The sequence below is a fragment of the Caloranaerobacter azorensis DSM 13643 genome (genome assembly GCF_900129995.1).
Taxonomy (GTDB): Bacteria; Bacillota; Clostridia; order Tissierellales; family Thermohalobacteraceae; genus Caloranaerobacter; species Caloranaerobacter azorensis.
This window is the reverse complement of sequence record NZ_FQXO01000005.1, coordinates 55,848-78,976: the sequence shown is the minus strand read 5'-3', so window position 1 is coordinate 78,976 and position 23,129 is coordinate 55,848. Positions and strand designations below refer to the sequence as shown.

Sequence of the window (23,129 nt, the reverse complement as noted above, 5' to 3'; positions counted from 1 at the left end):
CTTGAGATTTTACTCTTTTATCTTTTAAAGTATTGATTTTTTCTCCTATATCATATACCTTATTAATATAGGTGAATAATTGTTTTAGGTAACTTTTGTTCATCCTATCAGCATCCTTTTTTTAATGTGTTTATGGTAAAACTATTATAAAAAGGATGCTTTTATTTTGCAAATTTTTTCTCTATAGTTTCCAGCAAAAATCGGAAAATCTCAAATTTTTAGTGCTTATTCTGAAATTCTTATAAATCAACGGGCTATCGCCCTAAAAAATTTTCAAGTGCTAAATTTCTGGTCTTTATTTTTGATAAATTTCACCAAAAAATCATTTTCTTACAATAAAATGCATCCTCTCACTCTTATCATTAGGCTTATTAAACGTAAAACTCTCATAATAATCGATATTTTTAAATCCAGCTCTTCTTAATGCATTTACTATTTCATCTATAGAATATGCTTTCTGTATATGATTTTCATCAAATCTAATGTACTTACTACCTTGCTTCACAAAAAAAGTAATGTATAACTCACATATATTATCATGTTCATCAAAATAGTTTTCCCATACATAAAAAATATTGTCATTTTCTTCAACAAAAGTATTATTACCTATTATTTCATGGAGTTTATAATAAGAACTTATATCAAAAATAAAAACACCATCTTCTTCAAGGTGTAACTTAACTCTTTTAAAAACATTAACTAAATCTTCATATGCAGTAATATAATTAATCCCATCACAAACACTGATTACCATATCAAATTTTTTGTTGATATTAAATAAACGCATATCCTGTTTTAAAATTATTACATTTCTATATATATTAAGTTTGTCATATGCTACAGAAAGCATATCTTCTGATAAATCAAAACAAGTAACATCATAACCATTATCACATAAATACTTAGTAAAATTCCCTGTTCCACAAGCAATTTCAAGAACCTTTTTAGGAGTAACTTCTAATCTTTTTAATATCATCAAAACATACTCGAACCATTTTTTATAATCAACATCTTCCATTAATTTATCATAAAAGTAAGCAAAATCTTTATAACTATGCATACATATCCCCCTTTCGGCACAGATATATTGTATTATAATCCTTTCTATTTTTCCACCTCACGTTTCATTAATTTCTTTTTTACTGTAATCATTCCCCCTATTCTACCTGTTTCCTTCGCCGTTAGACCAGCCCAACCAACTTCCTTTATCTTCTCTAATAAGCCAAGTTCTTTAGCTACTTCATATTTTAATTTATCCTCCAATGTTTCTACTTTTTTCTTCTTTTTCGTTTTTCTCATAGTAACCCCTCCTTAACATCTATTATGTGGATATCTTTGAATAATATTCTAATCATATTACATATAATTTTTTGAAAATTAAAACTTTAATATTTCCTCTTGATTTATATTTATAAAAGTGTTAAACTTGTCGTTGTCGGAAAAAGTACTACTTTCCCACTCCCCCTTTTATATAAATTTTTTATTAAAAAAGGACCTACTCCCCCCAAGTAGGTCCTTAAACTTTTTCTATTTGCTTTTAACTCCTAAATCTCAAAATATTAATTATAATAAATATTATTAAAGTTATAACTAAAGGCACACTCTCAACAGCAGTTAATACATTTGATATATCTTTATCGTCATCTCTTATAGAAAGATTCGTATATTCAGCCGATTTTGGCAGTTTTTTAAGAAGCATAACAGCTATAATTCCAGTAACTAATGAAATAGCTCCAAGAAAAATTGCTCCATAAATTAAAAGTCTAGTATATGACATATTTAAAGGTACATTATTTGGTATATTACTACCTGTATTAAACCTATTTACAATAAAAGCTAAAAATAGAGCAAAAGCATTATTTGTAAAATGAGCCAACATAGATGCAAAAATTGAATTAGTTTTATAGACTATATATCCGAATAATATTCCTAAAAAAACTGGCCCTAATAAATTCTGTACATTAAAATGGAAAAAACCAAATAAAACAGCAGAAAAAATAATAGCTTTCCTCTTTCCGAGTTTTTCATATCCTTTCATTACTAATCCTCTGAACATTACTTCTTCACAAATACCAGCCGATAACGCTATAACAAAAAGAGATCTTAATAATTCCATTCCATTGTCCGGAACTGGTATTGGCATAGGTTTAACTTCTCCAAAAAGACTTAAAAAAATCATAACAATTGAATTTAAAAATGCACCAATTGGATATGATAAAATCACTATTATAGGTATTAATAGTATCTGTTTTAAAGAAAGTCTATTAAGTCTAAGTACCTTTTTAAACGATTGCCTTTTAATCTTTAAATATATTAATACAGGTAGTAAAACAATAGCATATTCTGTAATTATTAATCCTTTATAAATATCCCATCTTTGTGCTAATGAACCTATTGTAATTAAGATTATTCCTACTAACAAATAAAATATGTTAGTTTCCAAAATAGTCAGTTTTGATTCAACATTCAATTCATTATCCATTAGTTAACCTCCCCAATATTAATAATCACTTATAACACCAAAATATTTACAAATTCTTAAATAAGCATCTAATCCTATTTTTAAAATTTCTTCATCAAAATTAAAATAACAACTATGTAAAGGATGTATATATCCTTTTTTTTCATTTCTTGAACCTAACATAAAAAAAAGTCCCGGTATTTCTCTCTGATAATACGAAAAATCCTCTGAAATCATCATAGGTTTGATTATTTCAACAGTATCTTTAAATATATCTTTAAAAATTTCAAACAGTTTATAGTCATTTACAACTGGTGGATACATATCTTCTATTTCCATATCAATATTAACGTTAAACATCTTTTCTAATCCAAAGTTTATTTCTGCCATTCTTTCCTTAATTTTATTATATACTTCTGTACTAAATGCTCTTATTGTGCCTTCTAATCTAACATTATCGGCAATAATGTTTCTCGCTCTTCCCCCTTCAATTTTACCTATCGTTAATACACATCCCTCAATAGGTTCAATATTTCTACTGATTATACTTTGATAATTATTTATAATCTGAGATGCAATATATATGCTGTCTATAGCTGTATGTGGCATTGCTCCGTGCCCGCCTTTAGACGTAATTTTAATATCAAACTCTCCTGTTTGTGCCATCATTGGTCCTGGCGCTACTCCTATTTTACCTTGCTCTAAATCTGGCAATATATGAAGTCCAAAAATATATTCCACATTATACTTTTTTAAAACGCCTTCTCTTACAATTATCTCCGCTCCTCCCGGTCCTTCTTCAGCCGGTTGAAACAAAAACACTATATCTCTATTAAGCTCAAAATCCGATAAATAATTCGCTAACCCTAATAAAATTGCCATGTGTCCATCATGACCACATGCATGCATCATTCCATCTTCTCTTGAAGAATAATCTACACCCGTTTTTTCTTTAACTCTAAGACCATCTATGTCTGCCCTAAATGCTATTGCTTTTTTTAAAGCTGTTCCTTTTTTGTAAGCCACTACACCAGTCCCAGCAACTCTCTCAATATTATATCCATACTTTTTAAGTTTTTCTATTATATAGTTAGAAGTCTTATGCTCATTGAGCCCAATTTCTGGTGTTTTATGTAAGTCCCTCCTTATTACTTTCATTTCCTCACCAATTATGCTTAATTTATCTGCCATGTTATCCCTCCATATACTATATTTTTCTATAATCATTTTATATTTTTTATTCTTTCAATTCAAATAGTTCTATTTATTAAGCACTTAATATATTATAAAATAATATTATAAATAATAACACTTTTTCTTTTCGCATTTCACATTATTATTTTTAGAGGTGATTATTATGAAAAAGTTTAACATTGCCATAGTAGGCGCAACTGGTATGGTTGGAAGAACATTTATTAAAATATTAGAAGAAAGAAACTTTCCAGTAAAAAATCTCTATTTATTCGCTTCATCTAAATCTAAAGGTACAAAACTCAAATTTAAAGGTAAAGAATATACCGTTCAAAAGCTAACAGAAAATTCTTTTAATGAGGATATAGACATAGCATTATTCTCTGCTGGTAGTGAAGTTAGTAAAAAGTTTGCACCTATAGCTAAAGAAAAAGGAGTTATTGTAGTAGATAATAGTAGTGCTTGGAGAATGCACAAGGAAGTTCCTTTAATAGTTCCTGAAGTAAATCCAAATGACATAAGTTGGCATCAAGGAATTATTGCGAATCCAAATTGCTCAACTATACAATGCGTAGTACCACTAAAACCACTACATGACGCTTTTAAAATAAAGAGAATCGTATATTCTACTTACCAAGCAGTTTCAGGCTCTGGCTTAGGCGGAATTGAAGATTTGGAAATGGGAATTAAAGGCAAAGAACCAAAAAAATATCCTCATCCTATCGCATTTAACTGCTTACCACACATTGATGTATTTCTAGAAAATGGCTACACTAAAGAAGAAATGAAAATGATAGAAGAAACTAAAAAAATTCTAAATGACTATAACTTGAAAATTACAGCTACTACTGTCAGAATACCAGTAAGATATGGACATAGTGTATCAATTAATTTAGAATTTGAAAACTCATTCAATTTAGATAAAATTTATGAAATACTCAAAAATGCAAAAGGAGTAATTATACAAGATGATGTAAGTAATAATATTTATCCTATGCCTATAAATGCTGAAGGAACAGATGAAGTATATGTAGGTAGAATAAGAAGAGACTTTAGCATTGAAAATGGCATTAACTTATGGGTAGTTGCCGATAATATTAGAAAGGGAGCAGCTACAAATACAGTACAAATCGCAGAATTACTTATTAATCAACTTTAATATTAGTAATTTAAAATTAATATTTAGGGGGGATCTTATGGCTTTATTCACAGGTTCTGGTGTCGCCTTAGTTACACCTTATAAAAATGGACAGATTGATTTTGACAAACTTGGAGAGTTAATAGAATGGCATATTGATAATAATACAGATGCAATAATTATATGCGGTACTACAGGAGAAGCCTCTACTATGACTGATGAAGAAAAAAAACAGACAATAAAATTTACAGTTGAAAAAGTTAACAAAAGAATACCCGTTATAGCCGGTACAGGTAGTAATAACACTAAACATGCAATTGAACTTAGCGTTTATGCCGAAAGTATTGGAGCAGATGGACTTTTAATCGTTACTCCATACTATAATAAAACTACACAAAAAGGTTTAATCGAGCACTATTTAGCTATTGCTAACGAGGTAAACATACCTATAATAGTATATAACGTTCCGGGAAGAACCGGCTTAAACATTAAACCTAACACAGTAGCTAAACTTTCAGAACATCCAAATATTAAAGCTATAAAAGAAGCTAGCGGCAACATAAGTCAGGTTGCAGAAATTGCTAGATTATGTCCTGAAGATTTCTATATTTATTCAGGAAATGATGATATGGTAGTTCCTTTACTATCTCTTGGAGGAAAAGGAGTAATTTCTGTAGTAGCCAATATCTTACCTAAAGATACTCATAATATGGTCATGTATTACCTTAATGGAGATATAGATAATGCAAGAAAAATTCAACTAAAAATGAAAGGTTTAATAGATGCACTATTTATAGAAACGAATCCAATACCAATCAAAACTGCAATGAACCTTTTAGGAATGGATGTAGGTGAATTAAGATTGCCACTTACTACTATGTCTGAAGATAATCTGCAAAGACTAATAAGAGAAATGGAAGACTACGGTCTATCTCCAAGGAGGTAATTTTTATGAAAATAATTATTAATGGATGTAATGGTAAAATGGGTCAAGTTCTTACAAAACAAATCGAAAATGACCCTGATTTAGAGATAGTAGCTGGTGTTGATAGAACTCCAGATAAATATAAAAATAAATACCCTGTTTATAAAGATATTTTCGAATTCAAAGGAAAAGCTGATGTAGTAATTGACTTTTCAAACCCTTACTATCTCCCTGGCTTGCTAGACTACTGCATAGAAAAAAATCTACCGATTGTTATTGCAACAACTGGTTTCTCTAACAAAGATTATAAAGATATACAAAAATCATCTAAAAAAATACCTATATTTTATTCTGCTAATATGTCATTAGGAATAAATGTGCTAATTAAACTGGTTAGAGAAGCAGCTAAAATATTAGCAGAATCATTTGACATAGAAATCATAGAAAAACATCATAATAATAAAATAGATGCTCCAAGCGGAACAGCTTATATGATAGCTAATAAGATCAATGAAGAGTTAAATAATTCTAAAGAATATGTATTTGGAAGGTATACAAAAAAAGAAAAAAGAAACAAAAATGAAATTGGAATTCACGCAATAAGAGGAGGTACTATCGTGGGAGAACATTCTGTAATTTTTGCCGGGTTAGATGAAATAATAGAAATAAAACACACGGCAATGTCAAAAAATATCTTTGCTATAGGAGCTATCAAAGCAGCAAAATTTATAGTAAATAAAGACAAAGGTCTTTATTCTATGGATGACCTAGTAATAACTTAAAAATATATGGAAAGGATTGGAAACTAATGAACAATGCAAATGAAAAAACTTCAAAATTTGATTTAACAAATCCTTATGAAATAGCTAAATTCATCAAAGAAGCAAAAAAAGTTACACCTGTAAAAGTTTTTTTAAAAGGCGATATGAATAAAATCGATTTTAATAACTTAAAAAATTTTGGAGATGATAACTTTAGAATCGTATTCTGCGATTATGAAGAAATATTACCTATTTTAGAAAAATATAAAGAATACATTCAAGATTATCATATTGAATCAGATAGACGTAATTCTGCAATTCCTCTTTTAGATACTAAAAACCTTCAAGCAAGAATTGAGCCGGGAGCCATAATAAGAGATAGAGTATACATAGGTAAAAATGCCGTAATCATGATGGGAGCAGTAATCAACATCGGTGCTGAAATCGGTGAAAATTCCATGATTGATATGAATGCAGTTGTAGGAGCAAGAGGAATAATAGGTAAAAATGTGCATGTAGGTGCAGGAGCGGTAATAGCCGGCGTACTTGAACCTCCTAGTAAAACGCCAGTAATTGTCGAAGATGATGTCTTAATAGGTGCTAATGCTGTAATTTTGGAAGGAGTTAAAATAGGAAAAGGAGCAGTAGTAGCAGCTGGTTCAGTTGTAACAAAAGATGTTCCTCCTAATACAGTAGTAGCAGGTATACCTGCAAAAGTTATAAAAGAAAAAGACGAAAAAACTACAGATAAAGTAAAAATACTTGAAGATTTAAGAGGATAAAGGGCAGTCATAAGACTGCCCTTTAGTTATCAAAAGTAAATACATGAGGTACATTTCTATAATAATCACCATAATTTAAACCATATCCCACAACAAAAACATCAGGTATCGTAAAACCAACATAATCCGGTGTAATATCAGCTTTTCTTCTTTCAGGTTTGTCTAATAAAACACACGATTTAACAGAATTAGGATTTTTTGATTGTAAGTGCTCTTTAATAACTTTCATTGTAAGTCCTGAATCCATTATGTCATCAACTATTAATACGTCATATCCTTCTAAACTTATATTTAAATCACTAATTATATCGACTTTACCTGAAGTTTCCTTACCATGACCATAACTAGACGTAGTCATGAATTCAATACGAGTAGGGACTTCAATACATCTAACTAAATCGGCAGTAAATATAAAACTCCCTTTTAACAAGGATATCACTAAAAGTTTCTTGTCTTTATAATCATCACTAATTCTCTTTCCTAATTCTTTAATTTTAGCTTTAATCTCTTCTTCAGAAATTAGAACTTTCCATTTCTTTTCCAAGAAACTCAACTCCTTTTCTGTTTTAATAAAACTTATTCTAATTTATATGTTGAATTTTGTCAATATTTTAAACTCATATAATATAAGATTTTTATTTTATTTAAAAATATTTAAAATTGTCATCTAAATTTGCGAAAAATTTATTTTTTAGAAGGATTTTGATGTTTTTTGTAGAATAAAATAGAATATTGTAGGTGAGTTGTTCTATAAGATTGTTCACATCATTATTCCTATCAATTTAAGTAATAAACAATAAAGCTGCTGAATATAATGAATAACAACTTATATCAAATTGATTATGGGGGCCATATCATGGAATATATAAATAAATCTGAAAACATTAAAAAACAACTTGCAGATCTTTGTATTGACTTTATTAATATTTTCGATAAAATGAAAGCTGATGGAATAATTACTGAAGAAGAATATATTAAACATACTAAATACAAAAAAGATTTTTTAAATAAAATTTCTATCAAGTAAACTTAAAGGATGTATTTTAAATTTCTCTGATATTCTTATTATGTCATTACATCTATTTAATTCATTTAAGGCATCATTTATGTTAATTAAATTATTTTTACTGTAAACTAATGGGGATTTCCCCATTTTTCTTTCTATTTCTTCAACTTCAGAACTTGACAGTTTAAATAGATTATATACTAATCTGTCTAATTTATAAACTAAATATTCAATTTCTATCTGCTTCATATACATGTCATATTCATCATATGTATTTTCAGATAGTTGTTTTTTTAATGAAATTATATTATCTATCAATGAAATATACTCTTCTTGTCTAGATAACGAAATTAACTTACAAGGACTCTGCTGAATATGAAAAATCTTTAATTGTGGAAATAACTTTCCCTCTTCCATTATTAATGATCTATATATAAAACTGTATAATTTTGAATTTAACAAAGCTAATATAAACTTTATAGACACATCTTTCCTGCATTGTTCCCTTATTATTAACGAATATAATGTATTCAAAATATAGTATTTTTGTTCATCATATGCACATATAAACCTATCTGCTGTTTGTCTTATAAGTATTTTAGGATTAAACACAAATTCTTCTCTCATAAATGTAGCATATTCTCCCAATTGTTTATTAATTATTGATCTATCTGTTATTACATAGAGTCCAGACCAATTATAATAATATGGCTTAACATCTCTTCCTGTTAAAACTTTTCTAGCACCTTTTTTATTCCCATCATAAGTTAATAATTTGTGTCTTATATTACCAGTAGCAATTCCCGCAACAATCTCACACAAATCATTTATCCTATAAAAATTAGTATTATAAATCCTCTGTCTTAATTCAAATGTCTTTTTAGACGACTCTATATCAAAAACATAATTAAGATTATTATAGTAATACGCCTGATCTATTATTCTATAACTATCCTTAAATAAATCCTTTTTTATATTAGAGCTACCCTTTAGATTTTTGCAAAGAATTTTGTTTCTTTTCAAATTATTCTGACTTTTCTTAACAAAAATAATAGCCATATTCATATCTACTTTATCAAAAATATTGTCTCCTAAATTGACAATCTCCTTAATTTCAGTCTTATCGAGTATCATTTTTCTTATAGGTGTAAAATTATTATTAGACAGTATATTACCCGGAGTTATAAAAGCCAAATATCCATCATCACAGAGTATTTTTATGCCCTTTTCTATAAAAAGCGAATATATATCAAATCGTCCAATTGCTGTTGAAAAAAATTTTTTTAAGTAGTCTTTATCATAGTATTTATTTATTCTTCTATTTTCTAAATACGGTGGATTACCTATAATAAAACTAAATTTATAATTATCGATATAATTATTTTTAAGAAAATCCACATTATACAAATTAAATTTTAAATCTATTTTCTCACCTATCAACTTATAAATTTTAATTTGTAAACTGATTTTACATAAATATATACCTCTTCTATCAATATCAATCCCATATAAAATATTTTCTATAATCCTCTTAATTATCTCTATCCGTGATAGGTTCGTATTTTTCTTATACCAATTATAAAGCATATCAAAAATATACAAAAGAAATACCCCGCTCCCGCATGACGGTTCAAGAATTTTTAAATTGTCTATATTCTTTCTCTGTTTTATATACTGCGCAATAACTCTATCAACTATATATTCAACGAGCCATTTAGGAGTATAATAAATAGCATACCTCTCTTTTTTCTCTTTTCTGCTTATTATATATTCATAAGCTATCGGAAGCACATAATCATCTTTAATAATTTCTTTTGTTAAATCTTTTTTCAATATTTTATATATATCACAATTTTTTACATCGTTGATTTCTAAATCTTCTATAAATAATTTTACAGCATTTAATTCCTCTAAAATAAGTAATATTAGTGAATTTAAAATCATATCTTCTAGCAAATCTTTATCTATCTTTTCATTATAAAGATTTAATATTTTCTCTAGTATTTTAATTAACTTTTTCATCTCTTCCTCCTCACACCATTATTATATTAAAAAACAAGACCTTAATGGTCTTGTTGTAATTCTAAACAGATTCAGCTTTCAATTTACCCTCTCTATTATTATCATCTTTTAAATATTCCATCTTCGATATAGATACTTCATATGCAACCTTATTTAGTACCTCGCCATCCGGAAGTTTCTTCTGATATTCTCTACTTTGAATTCTTCCCCATAATCTAATATGATCTCCAACCCTTAACTTTTCAGAAAACCTCGCATTTCTCCCCCAAGCAATGCAAGGAATATAATCTGATTTATTATAAGGCCTATTCACTGCAACGAGTAAATCTGTAATTTCTCTGCCAAACGGCGTTGTTCTATATACAGGCTGTTTGCAAATATACCCATCTAGGAAAATCTCATTTGGTTTACGTCTAAGTTCTAACAGTTCCTCTTCATCATCAGGTATGTAAACATCTCTTGCAAAAACTGTAAGCAAAAGTCTATTACTTCCGTCTGAATACCTATTATAAGATCTCAATTGCCCTTCAATCACAAGCTCTACACCCGGTTTTAGCTCCATCCCAACAAAAAGCCTTTCAGAAATAGTAACTGGCAGTACATCTGAATTCTCACTTAATCTAGGAACTTTAATATAAAATGTATAAAACCCTTCTCCATACATTTGATGACTAAATTCTAGTTCAGTAACTATCTTTCCAACTATTGTTACAAAATTGGTTTGAATAACCTTATCAACCATTTGCTCCCCACTCCCCTTTAAATCTTATGTTTTTTGGACTAATCTACAACTATAATATTCACTATAAATTAATAATATGAATACTTTTATTTCTATTGGTGCAATATTTTTTTCTTAAGTAATAGAAATTTAATACAATCAAAGTTAATTTTAAAAATCCTTTATATAATATTTGACAAATAATAAAAAAATCCTTCAAAATTCCAAAAAAAATATATACTACTCTCTTAAATAGTATATTGAATCCTTATTTTATAGTAGATTTTAAATTAAAATCGAATAAGGCAATTGATTTTTTTATAATTTCAATATCTACATTCAGACTTAAAGCTACCGCTATCGATGCTAAAGCGCTATAGATATTATTCTCTGCTAAAGATTTTAAAGTAATAGGGAATTCTAATGTACCTATATCTACCCCTTGAATCGTAGTAAGACTCCTTTGCAGACAAACAACAAGATTAATATAATCCGTTATCGAAATGCTTGAAGCTGTCAAACTCGCTTTATTATTCAAACCATATGTAACAACTAAAGCACTATTATTATCTTCTATCAATTTTAAAGCATTATTATCATCTATATTAATTATGGCTATTTTACCTCTATCGAGTTTACAAAATAGCTCTTTCTGTATTTTAAAAAAGTCTATATCTGGATAGCTATTTCCAATACTCGTATGTACTGCAATATCAAATTTAAAATTATATATAAAATCTAATATTTTAGGAAAAACTTCTATAATAACTATATCGACACCATTTTTAAAAATATCATCTATAATATCGATATTTTCAGCATTCAAATCATTAAAATTGGCCTGTAATATTTTCGTTTTTAACCCTGCATACTTTAAAATATGTTCAATTAAACTGATAGTCATTTTACTTTGAATTCCTGTAACTCCTATAAAAAGTACATTTTCATAAATAAAATTATGATAATCTTCTTTAGTTTCTTTTAGTTTGCTAACTATATTCCCTACTTTTTTATCATTTGACATAAATTATTCTCCTTTTTAAATAAAATATCTAATATATATTCTATATTTTGCTTTAATTAATTTTTTTATGTATCATATCTTTTAAGTTCCAGTATTTGCATTAATAATTGAAAAATTTATGGATAAAATAATATTGAGGTGATATATATGAAAAACAATAAGATTTCTGAAAATGCAAGAAAAGCCTTTGAAAATTTTAAAGAAGAAATCGCAAAAGAAATGGGAATCGATACTAACAAAGCAGGTAAAAATACAGTAAAGAAAATAAAAGAAAACTTTGAAAAGCGTTTATCTGACTTGAAAAAATAATTATATTTAAATTATGGTGGCACAAAGCCACCATAATTTAATTTTCTCTCTTTATTTGCCTTCCGGTATTATCTATATAATAATTTTCTTTATAAATCAACTCTGAAACTGGTACTATTTTGTATCCTTTAGCTTGTAGTTTTTCTATTATAATTGGCAGATATTTAGTAACATATTTGGCATTATTATGAAACAACACTATAGAACCTTTCTTTACATTTCTTAAAACGCGATCTACTACTGGCTCTACTCCTAATTCTTTCCAATCCAAAGAATCAACATCCCATTGAATTACATAGTATCCATTATTCTTACAAGTTCTAATAAGTTTATCATTATAATCACCAAACGGCGGTCTAAAAAGAATAGTTTTTTGTCCTGTAATTTTTTTTATTTTATCTTCTGTTTCTTTCAGTTCTTTAATAATCTGCTCTTGACTCAATTTAGTCATATGAGGATGATTTGTAGAGTGATTACCTATTTCATGTCCTCTTTTAACTATTTCTTTAACCATATCAGGATATCTATCAACCCAAAATCCAACAAGAAAAAATGTCGTCTTTACATTATATTTATCTAAAATATCCAAAATTTGCTTTGTATACTGATCGCCCCATGCTGCATCAAAACTTATCGCTATCTTCTTTTCATCAGTATCCACAGAATAAATGGGCAATTCTTTTTTTACTGAAAATACACTAATTATTTCATCTCTATTAATATTCGTATAAATTAACGAACTTGTAACTAAAAATATGACAAGGATTATCCTTATTATTTTATTTTTATCAATCAAAAATACTCTCAAACTATTCCCTCCTTAAACCTTTTATAATTTACCCATCTAATATTACATATATATTAACTGTAATAACATTTTAGTAATCTAATTGGAGGGAATAAATGAAATTACTAAAAGAAATGCAATATATAATAATTTTATTAAGTATTTTAGGCGGTATATTTTTATTCCTTTCAGGCATAAAAATAATTTCTACTTCATTTGAAAAAACAGTTTCTAAAAAGTTTAAAACTACATTATATAAACTGACAAATAATAAGATAGTTGGAGTATTACTAGGAATAATGATAACTGGACTACTCCAAAGCAGTAGTGCTACAACTTTATTAGTCATCAGCCTTGTTCATAGTAATCTAATAAATATTTATAAAGCCGTCCCTATAATCATGGGTGCAAACATAGGTACGACTATAACGGCACAAATCGTCGCAATAGAAATTAAAAACTATGCAATATATTTCTTACTAGCCGGATTTATTACTATGCCTTTTTTTAAAAAAGAATCGAATAAAATAATCCCCAGATTATTAATAGGTATTTCCTTAATATTTTTAGGATTAGATATTGTTTCTAATAGCATAGCTTCAACAAACAGTACAAAAAAGCTTTCTCTATTAATAGAAAATATTGGAACAAACGATGCTTTAGGTATATTTTCAGGATTCCTTATAACAGCAATTATACACAGCAGTAGCACTGGAATCGCTATTCTTCAAATCATGGCATCATCTAATATTATAACAGTCAGAACTTCTATTCCAATCATGCTTGGGCAAAATATAGGTACTTGTATAGATACTTTAATAGGAAGTTTAGCGACTAATCGTACTGGTAAACAGGCTGCTTTTGTTCATATAATATTTAATATTATCGGAGTTATTATCTTTTACTTTTTTACAGATTATCTGTACAATTTTGTCAGCATAATTTCGCCTAATAATCCATCTAGACAAATCGCAAATGCTCATACGCTTTTTAATGTAATAACTACATTATTACTCTTACCTTTTTCATCAACTCTTGTAAATATATCAAAAAAAATATTAAAGGAGTAAATTTTACTCCTTTTCTTCATAAATATAGAGCAATTTGCCATTCAATTTATTTTTATCTACAATACCCTCAAATTTTTTAGGTACAGTAACGATATCTGGATTACCGTCACTAATATATCTTTTTTCAGGGAATTTATCAAAATATTTCAGCCAATTATAAAGGCCTACGTTATCAACTTTAATCTCACTTGCCCTAACTCTTGGTAATGAATAAGGATTAAATCTCTTATCTATCGGTGAATATGAAGGTTTCCATCCCACATTTAATATAGCTATATTATTATAACTAGTTCCGTCATATTCACCTTTCCTTAAGTAATTTTCATTTTCTTTATTTTTAGGCCTACTTCCGTACGGAAGAGCTAAAGTATTCACTTCATAATCTTTTAAAATACCGTTTAAAAACTTAACATTTTCAGCAATCACCTTTTGTATATCATTAGAATTTAAATTAGTAAAGTTATTGTGCCCAATAGTATGATTGCCTATATCTAATCCCTTCTCTACCAAATATTTAAGCTTATACTCTACAAATTCCTTTTGCCTAAAAGGATTCTTTCCAAATACAAAGAATGTTGCCTCTAAAGGAAAATCTGGATGCTTCTCATGAAATTCTTCTAAAATTCCTACTGCACAATCAGGATCGATTATCTTTTTACCATCTTTTATTATTATATTAAAATTATTTTTGTTACCGTCATCAAAAGTGATAACTACAGGTGTGTATCCAGCCTCAACATCTATATTATTGTTTACAAAATCTTTAAGACTTATAGGCCTATATCCTTTTTCATATAATACTTTTAAATCTCTTTTAAAATTTTCAACCGTTCTAACCCATTCACTTTCTTTTTTACCAATATTATGATACATAAGTATCATTATTTGTCCTGCTTCATTTGGCTTTTTTGACAAATCTATTTTTTCAAAAGGATTTTCTTTTTTATCTTCTTCCTTACTATTTTCTTTATCATCTTTTTTATCCACAATGTTATCAATATTATCTTTTTCTTCTACTTTGTTAGAACTTTTATCAACAACTTGTATCTCTTTATTGGCTACTTCTTCAGTTTTATTACATCCAATCAAAAGTAAAAGTACAGTTACTAATATTGCTACTATATTTATCGCCTTCTTCAAATATATCCCTCCCAATTATTTTGAACGGAAAAATTTTGAAGTATTATATCTTTTTATTAGGTTAAAATATAAATATAAACTCTATCTAATTATAACACACTCTATTTATTAAAGCTATAATCTTATCTCTCGCTAATTATAAAAAGGAGATGTTTTTATTGTCTATAAGAAAAAGTACTTTTACCAACATTAAAGGAAAACAGACAGAATACTCTGCTATAACAATTACAAATGACGAGAGGCATTTTTATAGAGAGGCCAAATCTCAAAAGGCCCAGCTTGAAAGTAAACATCAGCATGGTACTAGGAAAGATGTAAAGATTCCTATAAAAAGAAAACTAACTTAAAATACGGCCTACTAAAGGCCGTTAATTATTTTCTAATAATTTTTGTTCCTTTTGGACAACTTGAAATACATAAACCACATACCGAGCCTCTTCCTATATCTTTATACTGTTCACTCATATAACTGCTGCATGCAAATGCATCAATTAATGCATCTCTGTCCATCCCTTGATACCAGTTATTGCCTTTCAATGCCAAAGCAGGACACTTCTTTACACAAATATTACAATTGCCGCACTTTGAATTTCTAATCGGCTCATCGTATGGAAGAATCATATTTGTTAATACAGTCCCCAATCTTATTCTCGGCCCAAATTCTTCTGTTACTAAGCAAGCATTTTTACCTATCCATCCTAATCCTGCTAAAGTTGCAACAGTTTTATGCTGAAAAATACCTGTATATGCATCCGTTTTAGTTTTAACAGTTTGAGAAGCTGGTATTGCCATAGCAAGATATCCTTCATTTTGAATCATAATTGTTATAGCTAAAGTAATCTGATCTATTAAGAAATTTACTGTTCTATAATGATGAAAATAAGTATGAGTCGGTTTATCTACAACATCATTCATTATCTGATCTGATAATCTAACAATAATAGAAATACCCGTCTTCAAATGAGAAAAATTGTCAGGCAAAAAATTCTCTAATTTAGCAAATCCTACTTTAGAGGCACCCATACTAATCGCTTTTTCTATTATTTTTTCTCTAAAAGTTAAATTCATATGATTCTCCTTTCTTTTTCAACACTAAATTTATTATAACAACCGACTACTATTAGTCAATATTGACTATAAATAATTAAATCATTTTTTTCCTAAAATATTAATTATATGAACAATTTGTATAAAATATACCAACTTTTAATATTTTCATGGATATAAGAATAAAAAAAAGGTTATATTAATAATACAACATCAAATATGATGTTGGTAATAAATCTATTTGGGAGGGAAAAAAATTGGCTAGAGGAAATAAAGTTGTCGTTCCAGAAGCTAAACAAGCCCTTGAGCAAATGAAAATAGAGATAGCTAATGAATTAGGTTTATCTAATTATAATAGTATAGATAAAGGAAACTTAACTTCTAGACAAAATGGTTATGTTGGCGGATATATGGTTAAAAGATTAATTGAACAAGCTGAAAGACAAATGTCTGGAAAATAAATTATTAAAAAGGAGAAGTGGTATCTTTGCCACTTCTCCTTTTTATATGTTATAATTTTAGTATGATCTATTTAAAGAGATGTGTAAAGAGGTGGCCTTATGTTTGTCGAAAATACTAAAGAATTAGCACAACACAAACTCTTACTTTTATACATATTAGATATTGTAGAATTTCCAATGACAAATTCTGAAATCACTCAATTTGTCCTCGAAAACAATTACATGGATAATTATTTCATGGTACAACAATTTTTAAGCGAGCTAGTATCTTCAAAATTTATTGAAATAACTACAAAAGATGGTAGTGAGTATTACCATATTACAGAAAAAGGTGAAAATACTCTTAATTACTTCATAGATAGAATCCCAGAAAAGATAAAACTTGAAATCGATGATAATTATAAAAATAAAAAAGAAGAAATGATCAAAAAAACTCAAATTATTGGTAATTACTATAAAAAGAACGATTCAGAATATATTGTTAACCTAAAAGTAATAGAAAAAGATATTACTCTGTTTAATATGTCACTAAATGTAGTCTCAAATAAACAGGCAAAACTTATTTGTAATAATTGGAAAGAAAATCCTCAAGAAATATATAAAAAAATATTAGATTTATTAATAGAAACAAAATCTGAAGTTAAATAGGCAGGATTAAGTTCCTGTCTATTTTCTTTCTATCATACTAAAATTAATCCATTAGGTTCTAATCCTACTGATATATTTTTTATTATTTTGCCCTTTTTATAATCAAACACAGTAACACAATTTTTTAAAGCATCCGATATGAATAATAAATCATCGCCATTATAGAGCATACAATTAGGCATTCCTCCTAAATAATATTTTTCAAGTATATTTTTTTTCTCAATATTAATTTTATATAAAAAACCATCGAAAGCATTAGTAGTATATAATATATCTGTATCTTCTATAACTACCATATCTAATATTACTCCTTCTACTTTTAATTCTGTAAGTAATATATTATCTTTTATATCTAGTATTTGTATTATGCTTTGCATCGTTCCATTCGACTGCGGACATAATATATATACTTTATCTTTATTTATTATAATATGAAATGGATTAAACTTGAGTCTAATTTCATCTATTTTATTACTGTCCAAATAGATTAAACTTAAACTATAGCCGCTACTATTAGCTACATAAATTAGATTTTCGCTATTATTTATTTTAATATCGTGAGGCTTTTCTCCTACAGGTATATTTTCTAGTAATATAAATTCCTTTTCATCTATTACCGATACTGAATTTGAGTCCGTATTTGTAACAAATATACAGCCATTTAACAATTCCAAATGCTTTGGACAACTCCCAACATAGACGGTATCTATAACTGTTTTTTTATTTATATCTATCTTAAAAACACTATTATCATATGAATTAGCTGTATATATTATTGAATCATTACTACCTTTAATAATATGATGCGGCCCTATACATGGCCTGTTCATACTAAAAATATTAACCCGTTCTCTATTTCTACAAATATTATTTAAAAATATATTTTCTATTTCATATTTATTTTTTAAATCTACAAGAGTTAATGTATCATTTCCAGCATTAGCTACAATAAGTCTATTATTCATAAAAATAATCACCTCTGTCTTGATTGCCCTTATATCAGTTTATGCATATCCGATAATAAGGGTGAATAGAGGTGATTAATTAAATTATGTTATATATCGATTATTATTTTTTTTATCCACATTTCTTTGTTAATCGCTATATTTCTTCTTTTTATCTCGATAATTAGTTCATTAAATTCATTAGCTTCTTCCCAATACATTTCTTCGTTATTTAATGATGATAAAAATCTTAATTTTTCCATTTTAGAATAGGCTTCTTTCAATAAAACATCATCTTCTAAATTTTTATATAGTTTGTACCCTATTTCAGACATAATCAACCTCCCATTTGAATATATATATATATTTTATTCAATGGGAGAAAAATAATAACTAATTCATAATAATTTTTCTAACATCACCAATTAAATACAAAGAACCTGAAAATAATATTAAATCATCTTTCCCTGCGATATCTAATGCCTTATTCACAGCTTTCTCTACATCCTTTTCAATTACATATTTCTTATTAAATTTTTTAATAATATCTGCTAATTTTTCGGCCTCGAGCTTTCTTGGATTATTTGCTTCTGTAATAATAATTTCATCTGCTAATGGAACTAATTCATTTAATATACTGCCAACTTCTTTATCACCAAGTATTCCAATACCTAAAATTAACCTATTATATTTAAAAAGTTTTTCAATAGATTTCCTTAAAGACTCTGCTCCCGCTGAATTATGAGCACCATCTATAACAAATGTCGGATTGCGTCTTAATATTTCTAATCTACCTTTCCACTCGGTTCTCAATAGTCCTTTTCTAATACAGTCTTCATCAATATCTATATGCCCATTTTCTAATAGAGTAAGTACAACCGTTAAAGCCACACAAGCATTATATATTTGATGCTCTCCTATAAGACTAATCTTAAGATTTTCAAAAGTTTTTCCATTAAATTTAAAATTGAATTTACTACCTAATTCTGTACATTCAATCACTTCTACATCTTCAACAGGCGCTATTATAAGCTTGCTATTTTTAGCATTAACGACATTCTCAATAACTTTTTGTGCTTCTTCTACTTGAGGATGACTCACAACAAGCCCATTTTCTTTTATTATCCCTGCCTTTTCCCAGGCAATTTTTTCTATAGTATCTCCAAGTATATCTTTATGATCTAATGAAATTGGAGTTATAACCGAAACTAATGGGTTTTCAATAATATTGGTAGAGTCATATCTTCCGCCTAATCCAACTTCAAGTACCACAAAATCGACTCTCTCTTCTCTATAATAGACAAAAGCTATTGCAGTTACTATTTCAAATTCGGTAGGATGATTATAACCTTTTCTTACCATTTCTTCAACTTTTTCTTTAACTTTTGAAGTGATTTGAGCTAATCTTTCATGTTCAATCTCTTTACCTTTTATTTTAATCCTCTCTGTAAATCTTTCTAAATATGGAGAAGTAAACAATCCTACTTTATAGCCAGATTCAGTTAATATAGTCGAAATATAAGATGAAGTTGAACCTTTACCATTAGTTCCAGCTACATGTATTATTTTTAAACCTTTATGAGGATTACCCAACAAATCAAGTAAAATCCTTATATTTTCAAGTCCCAATTTACTCCCAAATTTTCTTGTACCATGAATATACTCTAACGCTTCTTTATAGTTCATTATCTCACTCCCCTAGTTCTTATAAGTTAAGACTCCATTAAGGAGTCTGAACTTGTTGACAAAACAAAATATCTTATGAAAATGACGCTCATGCAGACGAATTTAGAAAAAACTTAAGGCTCAAATTTTTAGAAAATCCTAACGCACCTAATCAAGACATCCTGTCTTGTAGGATGCTGGTTTGACTTCCTGTCAAACCTACGGATTTTCTAAAAAATTTTCACCTAGTTTTTTTACTAAATTCTTTCAAGCATTCGCTTTCATTTTCATAAATATTTAAAAATATAAGTTTATAAGCAATTTGATGCTCCATTAAGGAGTCTGAACTTGTTCTCTATTTTCTCTTTAAACTCTCTAATCTTTCAAGAACTTTTTCCATCATTTTTTGATACTTATCTTCTTTTTCTCTTTCTTTATCAACTATATGTTTAGGTGCCTTACTTATAAAGCCTTCATTAGATAGCTTATTCCTTACCCTTTTTAATTCCCCTTCTAATCTCTCTTTTTCTTTTTCTAACCTTTCTATTTCTTTTCCAATGTCAACTAGCTCTTCTAAAGGTAAATATATCTCGCAATCTTCTACTACAGCCGACATTGCATCTTCACCTATACCATCTTTATTGTCTCTAATCTCTATGCTTGAAGCTCCTGCAAGAGTAGTAAAATAAACTTTACCTTCAGACAATATATTCTTAATCTCATTATTATTAGTTACAAATATTACTTTTGCCTTTTTAGAAGGAACTACATTCATTTCTGCCCTTATATTTCTAATATTCTTTACAGCCTCCATTATGAAATCAATTCTTCTTTCAGATTCTTCGAAATTATACTCCTCTTTATATATTGGCCATTTTGCTACTATTAAACTATCTCCTGTATTTGGTAAGTGATGCCAAATCTCCTCTGTAATAAATGGCATAAATGGATGTAACAATTTTAGAAGATCTTTTAATACATATAATAACACATATCTCGCAGTATCCTTACTTAATTCATCATCTCCATATAGACGAGGTTTTACCATTTCAATATACCAATCGCAATATTCACTCCAAATAAAATCATATAACTTTTGAGCCGCTATTCCCAATTCAAATTTTGTTAAATTCTCTGTAACTTCCTTTATAACCCTATTTACTCTGGATATTATCCACTTATCTTCTTCTCTTAATGAAGCAAATGCCTTTTCATGTTCTATTAACTCTTCTCCTAAATTCATTAATACAAATCTTGAAGCATTCCATAACTTATTTGCAAAATTTCTACTTGCTTCAACTCTTTCCATATGGAATCTCATATCGTTTCCTGGTGTATTTCCAGTAACTAAAGTAAATCTTAATGCATCAGCACCGTATTTATCTATTATTTCAAGTGGATCAATACCATTACCTAATGATTTGCTCATCTTTCTTCCTTGTGAATCTCTAACTAAACCGTTAATTAAAACATTCTTAAATGGAATATCTCCCATATGCTCTAATCCTGAAAATACCATTCTAACTACCCAGAAGAAAATAATATCGTATCCTGTTACCAACACATCCGTTGGGTAGAAATATTTAAGTTCTGGCGTATCTTCAGGCCATCCTAGTGTTGAAAACGGCCATAGAGCAGATGAAAACCATGTATCTAAAGTATCTGGATCTTGTTTAATATCTACATCTCCACATTTAGGGCAGCTTTCAGGTTTTTGTCTTGAAACTATAACCTCCTCGCAATTTTGACAGTAATATACAGGTAATCTATGCCCCCACCAAAGCTGTCTTGAAATACACCAGTCTTTAATATTTTCTAACCAATGAACATATATTTTGCCGAATCTTTCTGGTATAAATCTAAATTTTCCTTCTCTATATGCTTTTAACGCCGGTTTAGCTAAAGGCTCCATTTTTACAAACCACTGCTTTGATATTATAGGCTCAATAACGGTTTTACATCTCTCACAATGTCCTACATTATGAGTATGATCTTCTATTTTTACAAGATAACCCTTGTCTTGCAAATCCTTAACTATTGCCTTTCTCGCCTCATATCTATCCATTCCTTCATATTTACCGCCTAATTTATTAATGCTTGCATCATCATTCATAATTTTTATTTGTTCTAAATTGTGTCTTAACCCAACCTCAAAGTCATTTGGATCATGTGCCGGAGTTATCTTAACGGCTCCTGTACCAAATTCCATTTCCACATATTCATCTGCTATAACAGGTATTTCTCTGTTAACTAGAGGTAAAATTAATTTCTTTCCAATTAAATGTCTATATCTCTCATCTTCTGGATTTACAGCAACTGCTACGTCCCCAAGCATAGTTTCAGGCCTAGTAGTTGCAATAACAATATACTCATCACTATCCTTAACGGGATATTTAATATGCCACAATTTACCTTGTTTTTCTTCATACTCTACTTCAGCATCTGAAATGGCTGTCTTACAACTTGGACACCAATTTATAATTCTATTTCCTCTATAAATTAAACCTTTTTCATATAATCTTATAAAAACTTCTTCAACTGCCTTACTTAATCCCTCATCTAAAGTAAACCTTTCTCTTGACCAATCGCAAGAAACTCCAAGTTTTCTTAATTGCTTTCTTATATTGCCACCGTACTTTTCTGTCCAATCCCATGCTTCCTCTAAAAACTTTTCTCTGCCTATCTGCTCTTTTGTTTTACCTTCAGAATGTATTTTAGCCACAACTTTAGCCTCTGTTGAAATACTTGCATGATCAGTTCCCGGTAGCCATAAAGCTTCATAACCTTCCATTCTCTTCCATCTTATCAAAATATCCTGTAAAGTACCATTTAAAGCATGCCCCATATGCAAGCTACCAGTAACATTAGGTGGTGGCATCATAATAGTAAATGGTTTTTTGTCTTCATTAATTTCAGCTCTAAAATAATTGTTCTCATACCAATAATTATAAATCCTTTCTTCGAAATCCTTTGGATTATACTTTTTTGCTAAATTCTTATCCATATTTTCCCTCCTCAATGTAATTA

The 23,129-nt window shown here is 28.4% G+C and carries 25 protein-coding genes; 10 read left to right on the top strand and 15 right to left on the bottom strand.

Translation table 11 applies throughout. The annotated features are described in order from the left end of the window. Window positions 1–322 precede the first annotated feature (322 nt). The 4 genes from BUB51_RS00760 to BUB51_RS00745 form a co-directional block, all read right to left on the bottom strand. Entirely contained in the window at window positions 323–1,060 is a 738-nt protein-coding gene (locus BUB51_RS00760; RefSeq protein ID WP_073194632.1) for a class I SAM-dependent DNA methyltransferase, read from the bottom strand. A gap of 44 nt (window positions 1,061–1,104) precedes the next feature. Further along, window positions 1,105–1,299 carry an alpha/beta-type small acid-soluble spore protein gene (locus BUB51_RS00755; protein ID WP_073194629.1) on the bottom strand — a complete coding sequence of 65 codons (195 nt, stop codon included), beginning with the start codon at window positions 1,297–1,299 and terminating at the stop codon, window positions 1,105–1,107. Between the two features lie 238 nt (window positions 1,300–1,537). Then, the gene (locus BUB51_RS00750; RefSeq protein WP_073194627.1) at window positions 1,538–2,482 is read right to left on the bottom strand and encodes a type II CAAX endopeptidase family protein; all 945 of its coding nucleotides are present in this window, start codon (window positions 2,480–2,482) and stop codon (window positions 1,538–1,540) included. A gap of 18 nt (window positions 2,483–2,500) precedes the next feature. Beyond that, window positions 2,501–3,652 carry a M20 metallopeptidase family protein gene (locus tag BUB51_RS00745; RefSeq protein WP_073194625.1) on the bottom strand — a complete coding sequence of 384 codons (1,152 nt, stop codon included), beginning with the start codon at window positions 3,650–3,652 and terminating at the stop codon, window positions 2,501–2,503. A 166-nt stretch (window positions 3,653–3,818) separates the two neighbouring features. Between BUB51_RS00745 and BUB51_RS00740 the strand changes: the two genes are divergently transcribed. From BUB51_RS00740 to dapD, 4 genes are read left to right on the top strand one after another with little or no spacing between them, the layout of a single operon-like run. Then, the gene (locus BUB51_RS00740) at window positions 3,819–4,811 is read left to right on the top strand and encodes an aspartate-semialdehyde dehydrogenase (RefSeq protein WP_073194622.1); all 993 of its coding nucleotides are present in this window, start codon (window positions 3,819–3,821) and stop codon (window positions 4,809–4,811) included. A gap of 37 nt (window positions 4,812–4,848) precedes the next feature. After that, complete coding sequence (gene dapA / locus BUB51_RS00735) at window positions 4,849–5,736, top strand: 4-hydroxy-tetrahydrodipicolinate synthase (protein WP_073194619.1); 888 nt, start codon at window positions 4,849–4,851, stop codon at window positions 5,734–5,736. A 5-nt stretch (window positions 5,737–5,741) separates the two neighbouring features. After that, on the top strand, window positions 5,742–6,497 hold the full coding sequence (gene dapB, locus BUB51_RS00730; RefSeq protein ID WP_073194616.1) for a 4-hydroxy-tetrahydrodipicolinate reductase: 756 nt from the start codon (window positions 5,742–5,744) through the stop codon (window positions 6,495–6,497). A gap of 26 nt (window positions 6,498–6,523) precedes the next feature. Continuing rightward, window positions 6,524–7,258: a 2,3,4,5-tetrahydropyridine-2,6-dicarboxylate N-acetyltransferase gene (dapD, locus tag BUB51_RS00725; protein ID WP_073194613.1), complete on the top strand. Its 735-nt coding sequence runs from the start codon at window positions 6,524–6,526 to the stop codon at window positions 7,256–7,258. A gap of 22 nt (window positions 7,259–7,280) precedes the next feature. Here the strand turns inward: dapD and hpt are convergent, their stop codons facing one another. After that, complete coding sequence (gene hpt / locus BUB51_RS00720) at window positions 7,281–7,802, bottom strand: hypoxanthine phosphoribosyltransferase (RefSeq protein ID WP_073194610.1); 522 nt, start codon at window positions 7,800–7,802, stop codon at window positions 7,281–7,283. A 312-nt stretch (window positions 7,803–8,114) separates the two neighbouring features. Between hpt and BUB51_RS12950 the strand changes: the two genes are divergently transcribed. Then, complete coding sequence (locus BUB51_RS12950) at window positions 8,115–8,285, top strand: hypothetical protein (RefSeq protein ID WP_159430364.1); 171 nt, start codon at window positions 8,115–8,117, stop codon at window positions 8,283–8,285. Here BUB51_RS12950 and BUB51_RS00715 read toward each other — a convergent pair. The 3 genes from BUB51_RS00715 to BUB51_RS00705 form a co-directional block, all read right to left on the bottom strand. Continuing rightward, complete coding sequence (locus tag BUB51_RS00715; protein ID WP_073194607.1) at window positions 8,262–10,286, bottom strand: N-6 DNA methylase family protein; 2,025 nt, start codon at window positions 10,284–10,286, stop codon at window positions 8,262–8,264. The two genes, BUB51_RS12950 and BUB51_RS00715, sit on opposite strands and share 24 nt — an antisense overlap. 61 nt (window positions 10,287–10,347) lie before the next feature. Next, the gene (locus BUB51_RS00710) at window positions 10,348–11,028 is read right to left on the bottom strand and encodes a single-stranded DNA-binding protein (RefSeq protein ID WP_035164203.1); all 681 of its coding nucleotides are present in this window, start codon (window positions 11,026–11,028) and stop codon (window positions 10,348–10,350) included. Between the two features lie 247 nt (window positions 11,029–11,275). Further along, the gene (locus BUB51_RS00705; RefSeq protein ID WP_073194605.1) at window positions 11,276–12,031 is read right to left on the bottom strand and encodes a Mur ligase family protein; all 756 of its coding nucleotides are present in this window, start codon (window positions 12,029–12,031) and stop codon (window positions 11,276–11,278) included. 147 nt (window positions 12,032–12,178) lie between these two features. Here BUB51_RS00705 and BUB51_RS00700 point away from each other — a divergent pair, with 147 nt between their 5' ends. Further along, complete coding sequence (locus BUB51_RS00700) at window positions 12,179–12,340, top strand: small, acid-soluble spore protein, alpha/beta type (RefSeq protein WP_081943583.1); 162 nt, start codon at window positions 12,179–12,181, stop codon at window positions 12,338–12,340. A gap of 37 nt (window positions 12,341–12,377) precedes the next feature. Here BUB51_RS00700 and pdaB read toward each other — a convergent pair whose 3' ends face one another. After that, window positions 12,378–13,148 (bottom strand): polysaccharide deacetylase family sporulation protein PdaB, encoded by a 771-nt coding sequence (gene pdaB / locus BUB51_RS00695; protein WP_035164205.1) that lies wholly within the window; start codon window positions 13,146–13,148, stop codon window positions 12,378–12,380. A gap of 95 nt (window positions 13,149–13,243) precedes the next feature. On the opposite strand from pdaB, the gene BUB51_RS00690 reads away from it, so the two are divergent. Beyond that, the gene (locus BUB51_RS00690; RefSeq protein WP_073194602.1) at window positions 13,244–14,197 is read left to right on the top strand and encodes a Na/Pi cotransporter family protein; all 954 of its coding nucleotides are present in this window, start codon (window positions 13,244–13,246) and stop codon (window positions 14,195–14,197) included. Between the two features lie 3 nt (window positions 14,198–14,200). Here BUB51_RS00690 and BUB51_RS00685 read toward each other — a convergent pair whose 3' ends face one another. Further along, on the bottom strand, window positions 14,201–15,337 hold the full coding sequence (locus BUB51_RS00685; protein ID WP_083599452.1) for a polysaccharide deacetylase family protein: 1,137 nt from the start codon (window positions 15,335–15,337) through the stop codon (window positions 14,201–14,203). Window positions 15,338–15,495: 158 nt separating this feature from the next. Here BUB51_RS00685 and BUB51_RS00680 point away from each other — a divergent pair, with 158 nt between their 5' ends. After that, a complete protein-coding gene (locus BUB51_RS00680; protein ID WP_035164207.1) occupies window positions 15,496–15,684 on the top strand; it encodes a hypothetical protein in 189 nt (62 codons plus the stop codon). Between the two features lie 25 nt (window positions 15,685–15,709). On the opposite strand, the gene BUB51_RS00675 is transcribed toward BUB51_RS00680, so the two are convergent. Then, window positions 15,710–16,405, bottom strand: a complete 696-nt coding sequence (locus tag BUB51_RS00675; RefSeq protein WP_073194599.1) for a 4Fe-4S dicluster domain-containing protein — start codon at window positions 16,403–16,405, stop codon at window positions 15,710–15,712. A 236-nt stretch (window positions 16,406–16,641) separates the two neighbouring features. Between BUB51_RS00675 and BUB51_RS00670 the strand changes: the two genes are divergently transcribed. Together BUB51_RS00670 and BUB51_RS00665 are read left to right on the top strand one after the other, a co-directional pair. Next, window positions 16,642–16,845 (top strand): alpha/beta-type small acid-soluble spore protein, encoded by a 204-nt coding sequence (locus BUB51_RS00670; RefSeq protein ID WP_035164210.1) that lies wholly within the window; start codon window positions 16,642–16,644, stop codon window positions 16,843–16,845. Window positions 16,846–16,944: 99 nt separating this feature from the next. Next, window positions 16,945–17,493, top strand: a complete 549-nt coding sequence (locus BUB51_RS00665) for a DUF4364 family protein (RefSeq protein ID WP_073194596.1) — start codon at window positions 16,945–16,947, stop codon at window positions 17,491–17,493. 32 nt (window positions 17,494–17,525) lie between these two features. Here the strand turns inward: BUB51_RS00665 and BUB51_RS00660 are convergent, their stop codons facing one another. From BUB51_RS00660 to BUB51_RS00645, 4 genes are all read right to left on the bottom strand, one after another. Continuing rightward, on the bottom strand, window positions 17,526–18,458 hold the full coding sequence (locus BUB51_RS00660; protein ID WP_073194593.1) for a YncE family protein: 933 nt from the start codon (window positions 18,456–18,458) through the stop codon (window positions 17,526–17,528). An 89-nt stretch (window positions 18,459–18,547) separates the two neighbouring features. Beyond that, window positions 18,548–18,772: a hypothetical protein gene (locus tag BUB51_RS00655; protein ID WP_073194591.1), complete on the bottom strand. Its 225-nt coding sequence runs from the start codon at window positions 18,770–18,772 to the stop codon at window positions 18,548–18,550. A 58-nt stretch (window positions 18,773–18,830) separates the two neighbouring features. Beyond that, entirely contained in the window at window positions 18,831–20,123 is a 1,293-nt protein-coding gene (locus BUB51_RS00650; protein ID WP_073194588.1) for a bifunctional folylpolyglutamate synthase/dihydrofolate synthase, read from the bottom strand. A 334-nt stretch (window positions 20,124–20,457) separates the two neighbouring features. Then, window positions 20,458–23,106 (bottom strand): valine--tRNA ligase, encoded by a 2,649-nt coding sequence (locus BUB51_RS00645; protein WP_073194585.1) that lies wholly within the window; start codon window positions 23,104–23,106, stop codon window positions 20,458–20,460. Window positions 23,107–23,129 lie beyond the last annotated feature (23 nt).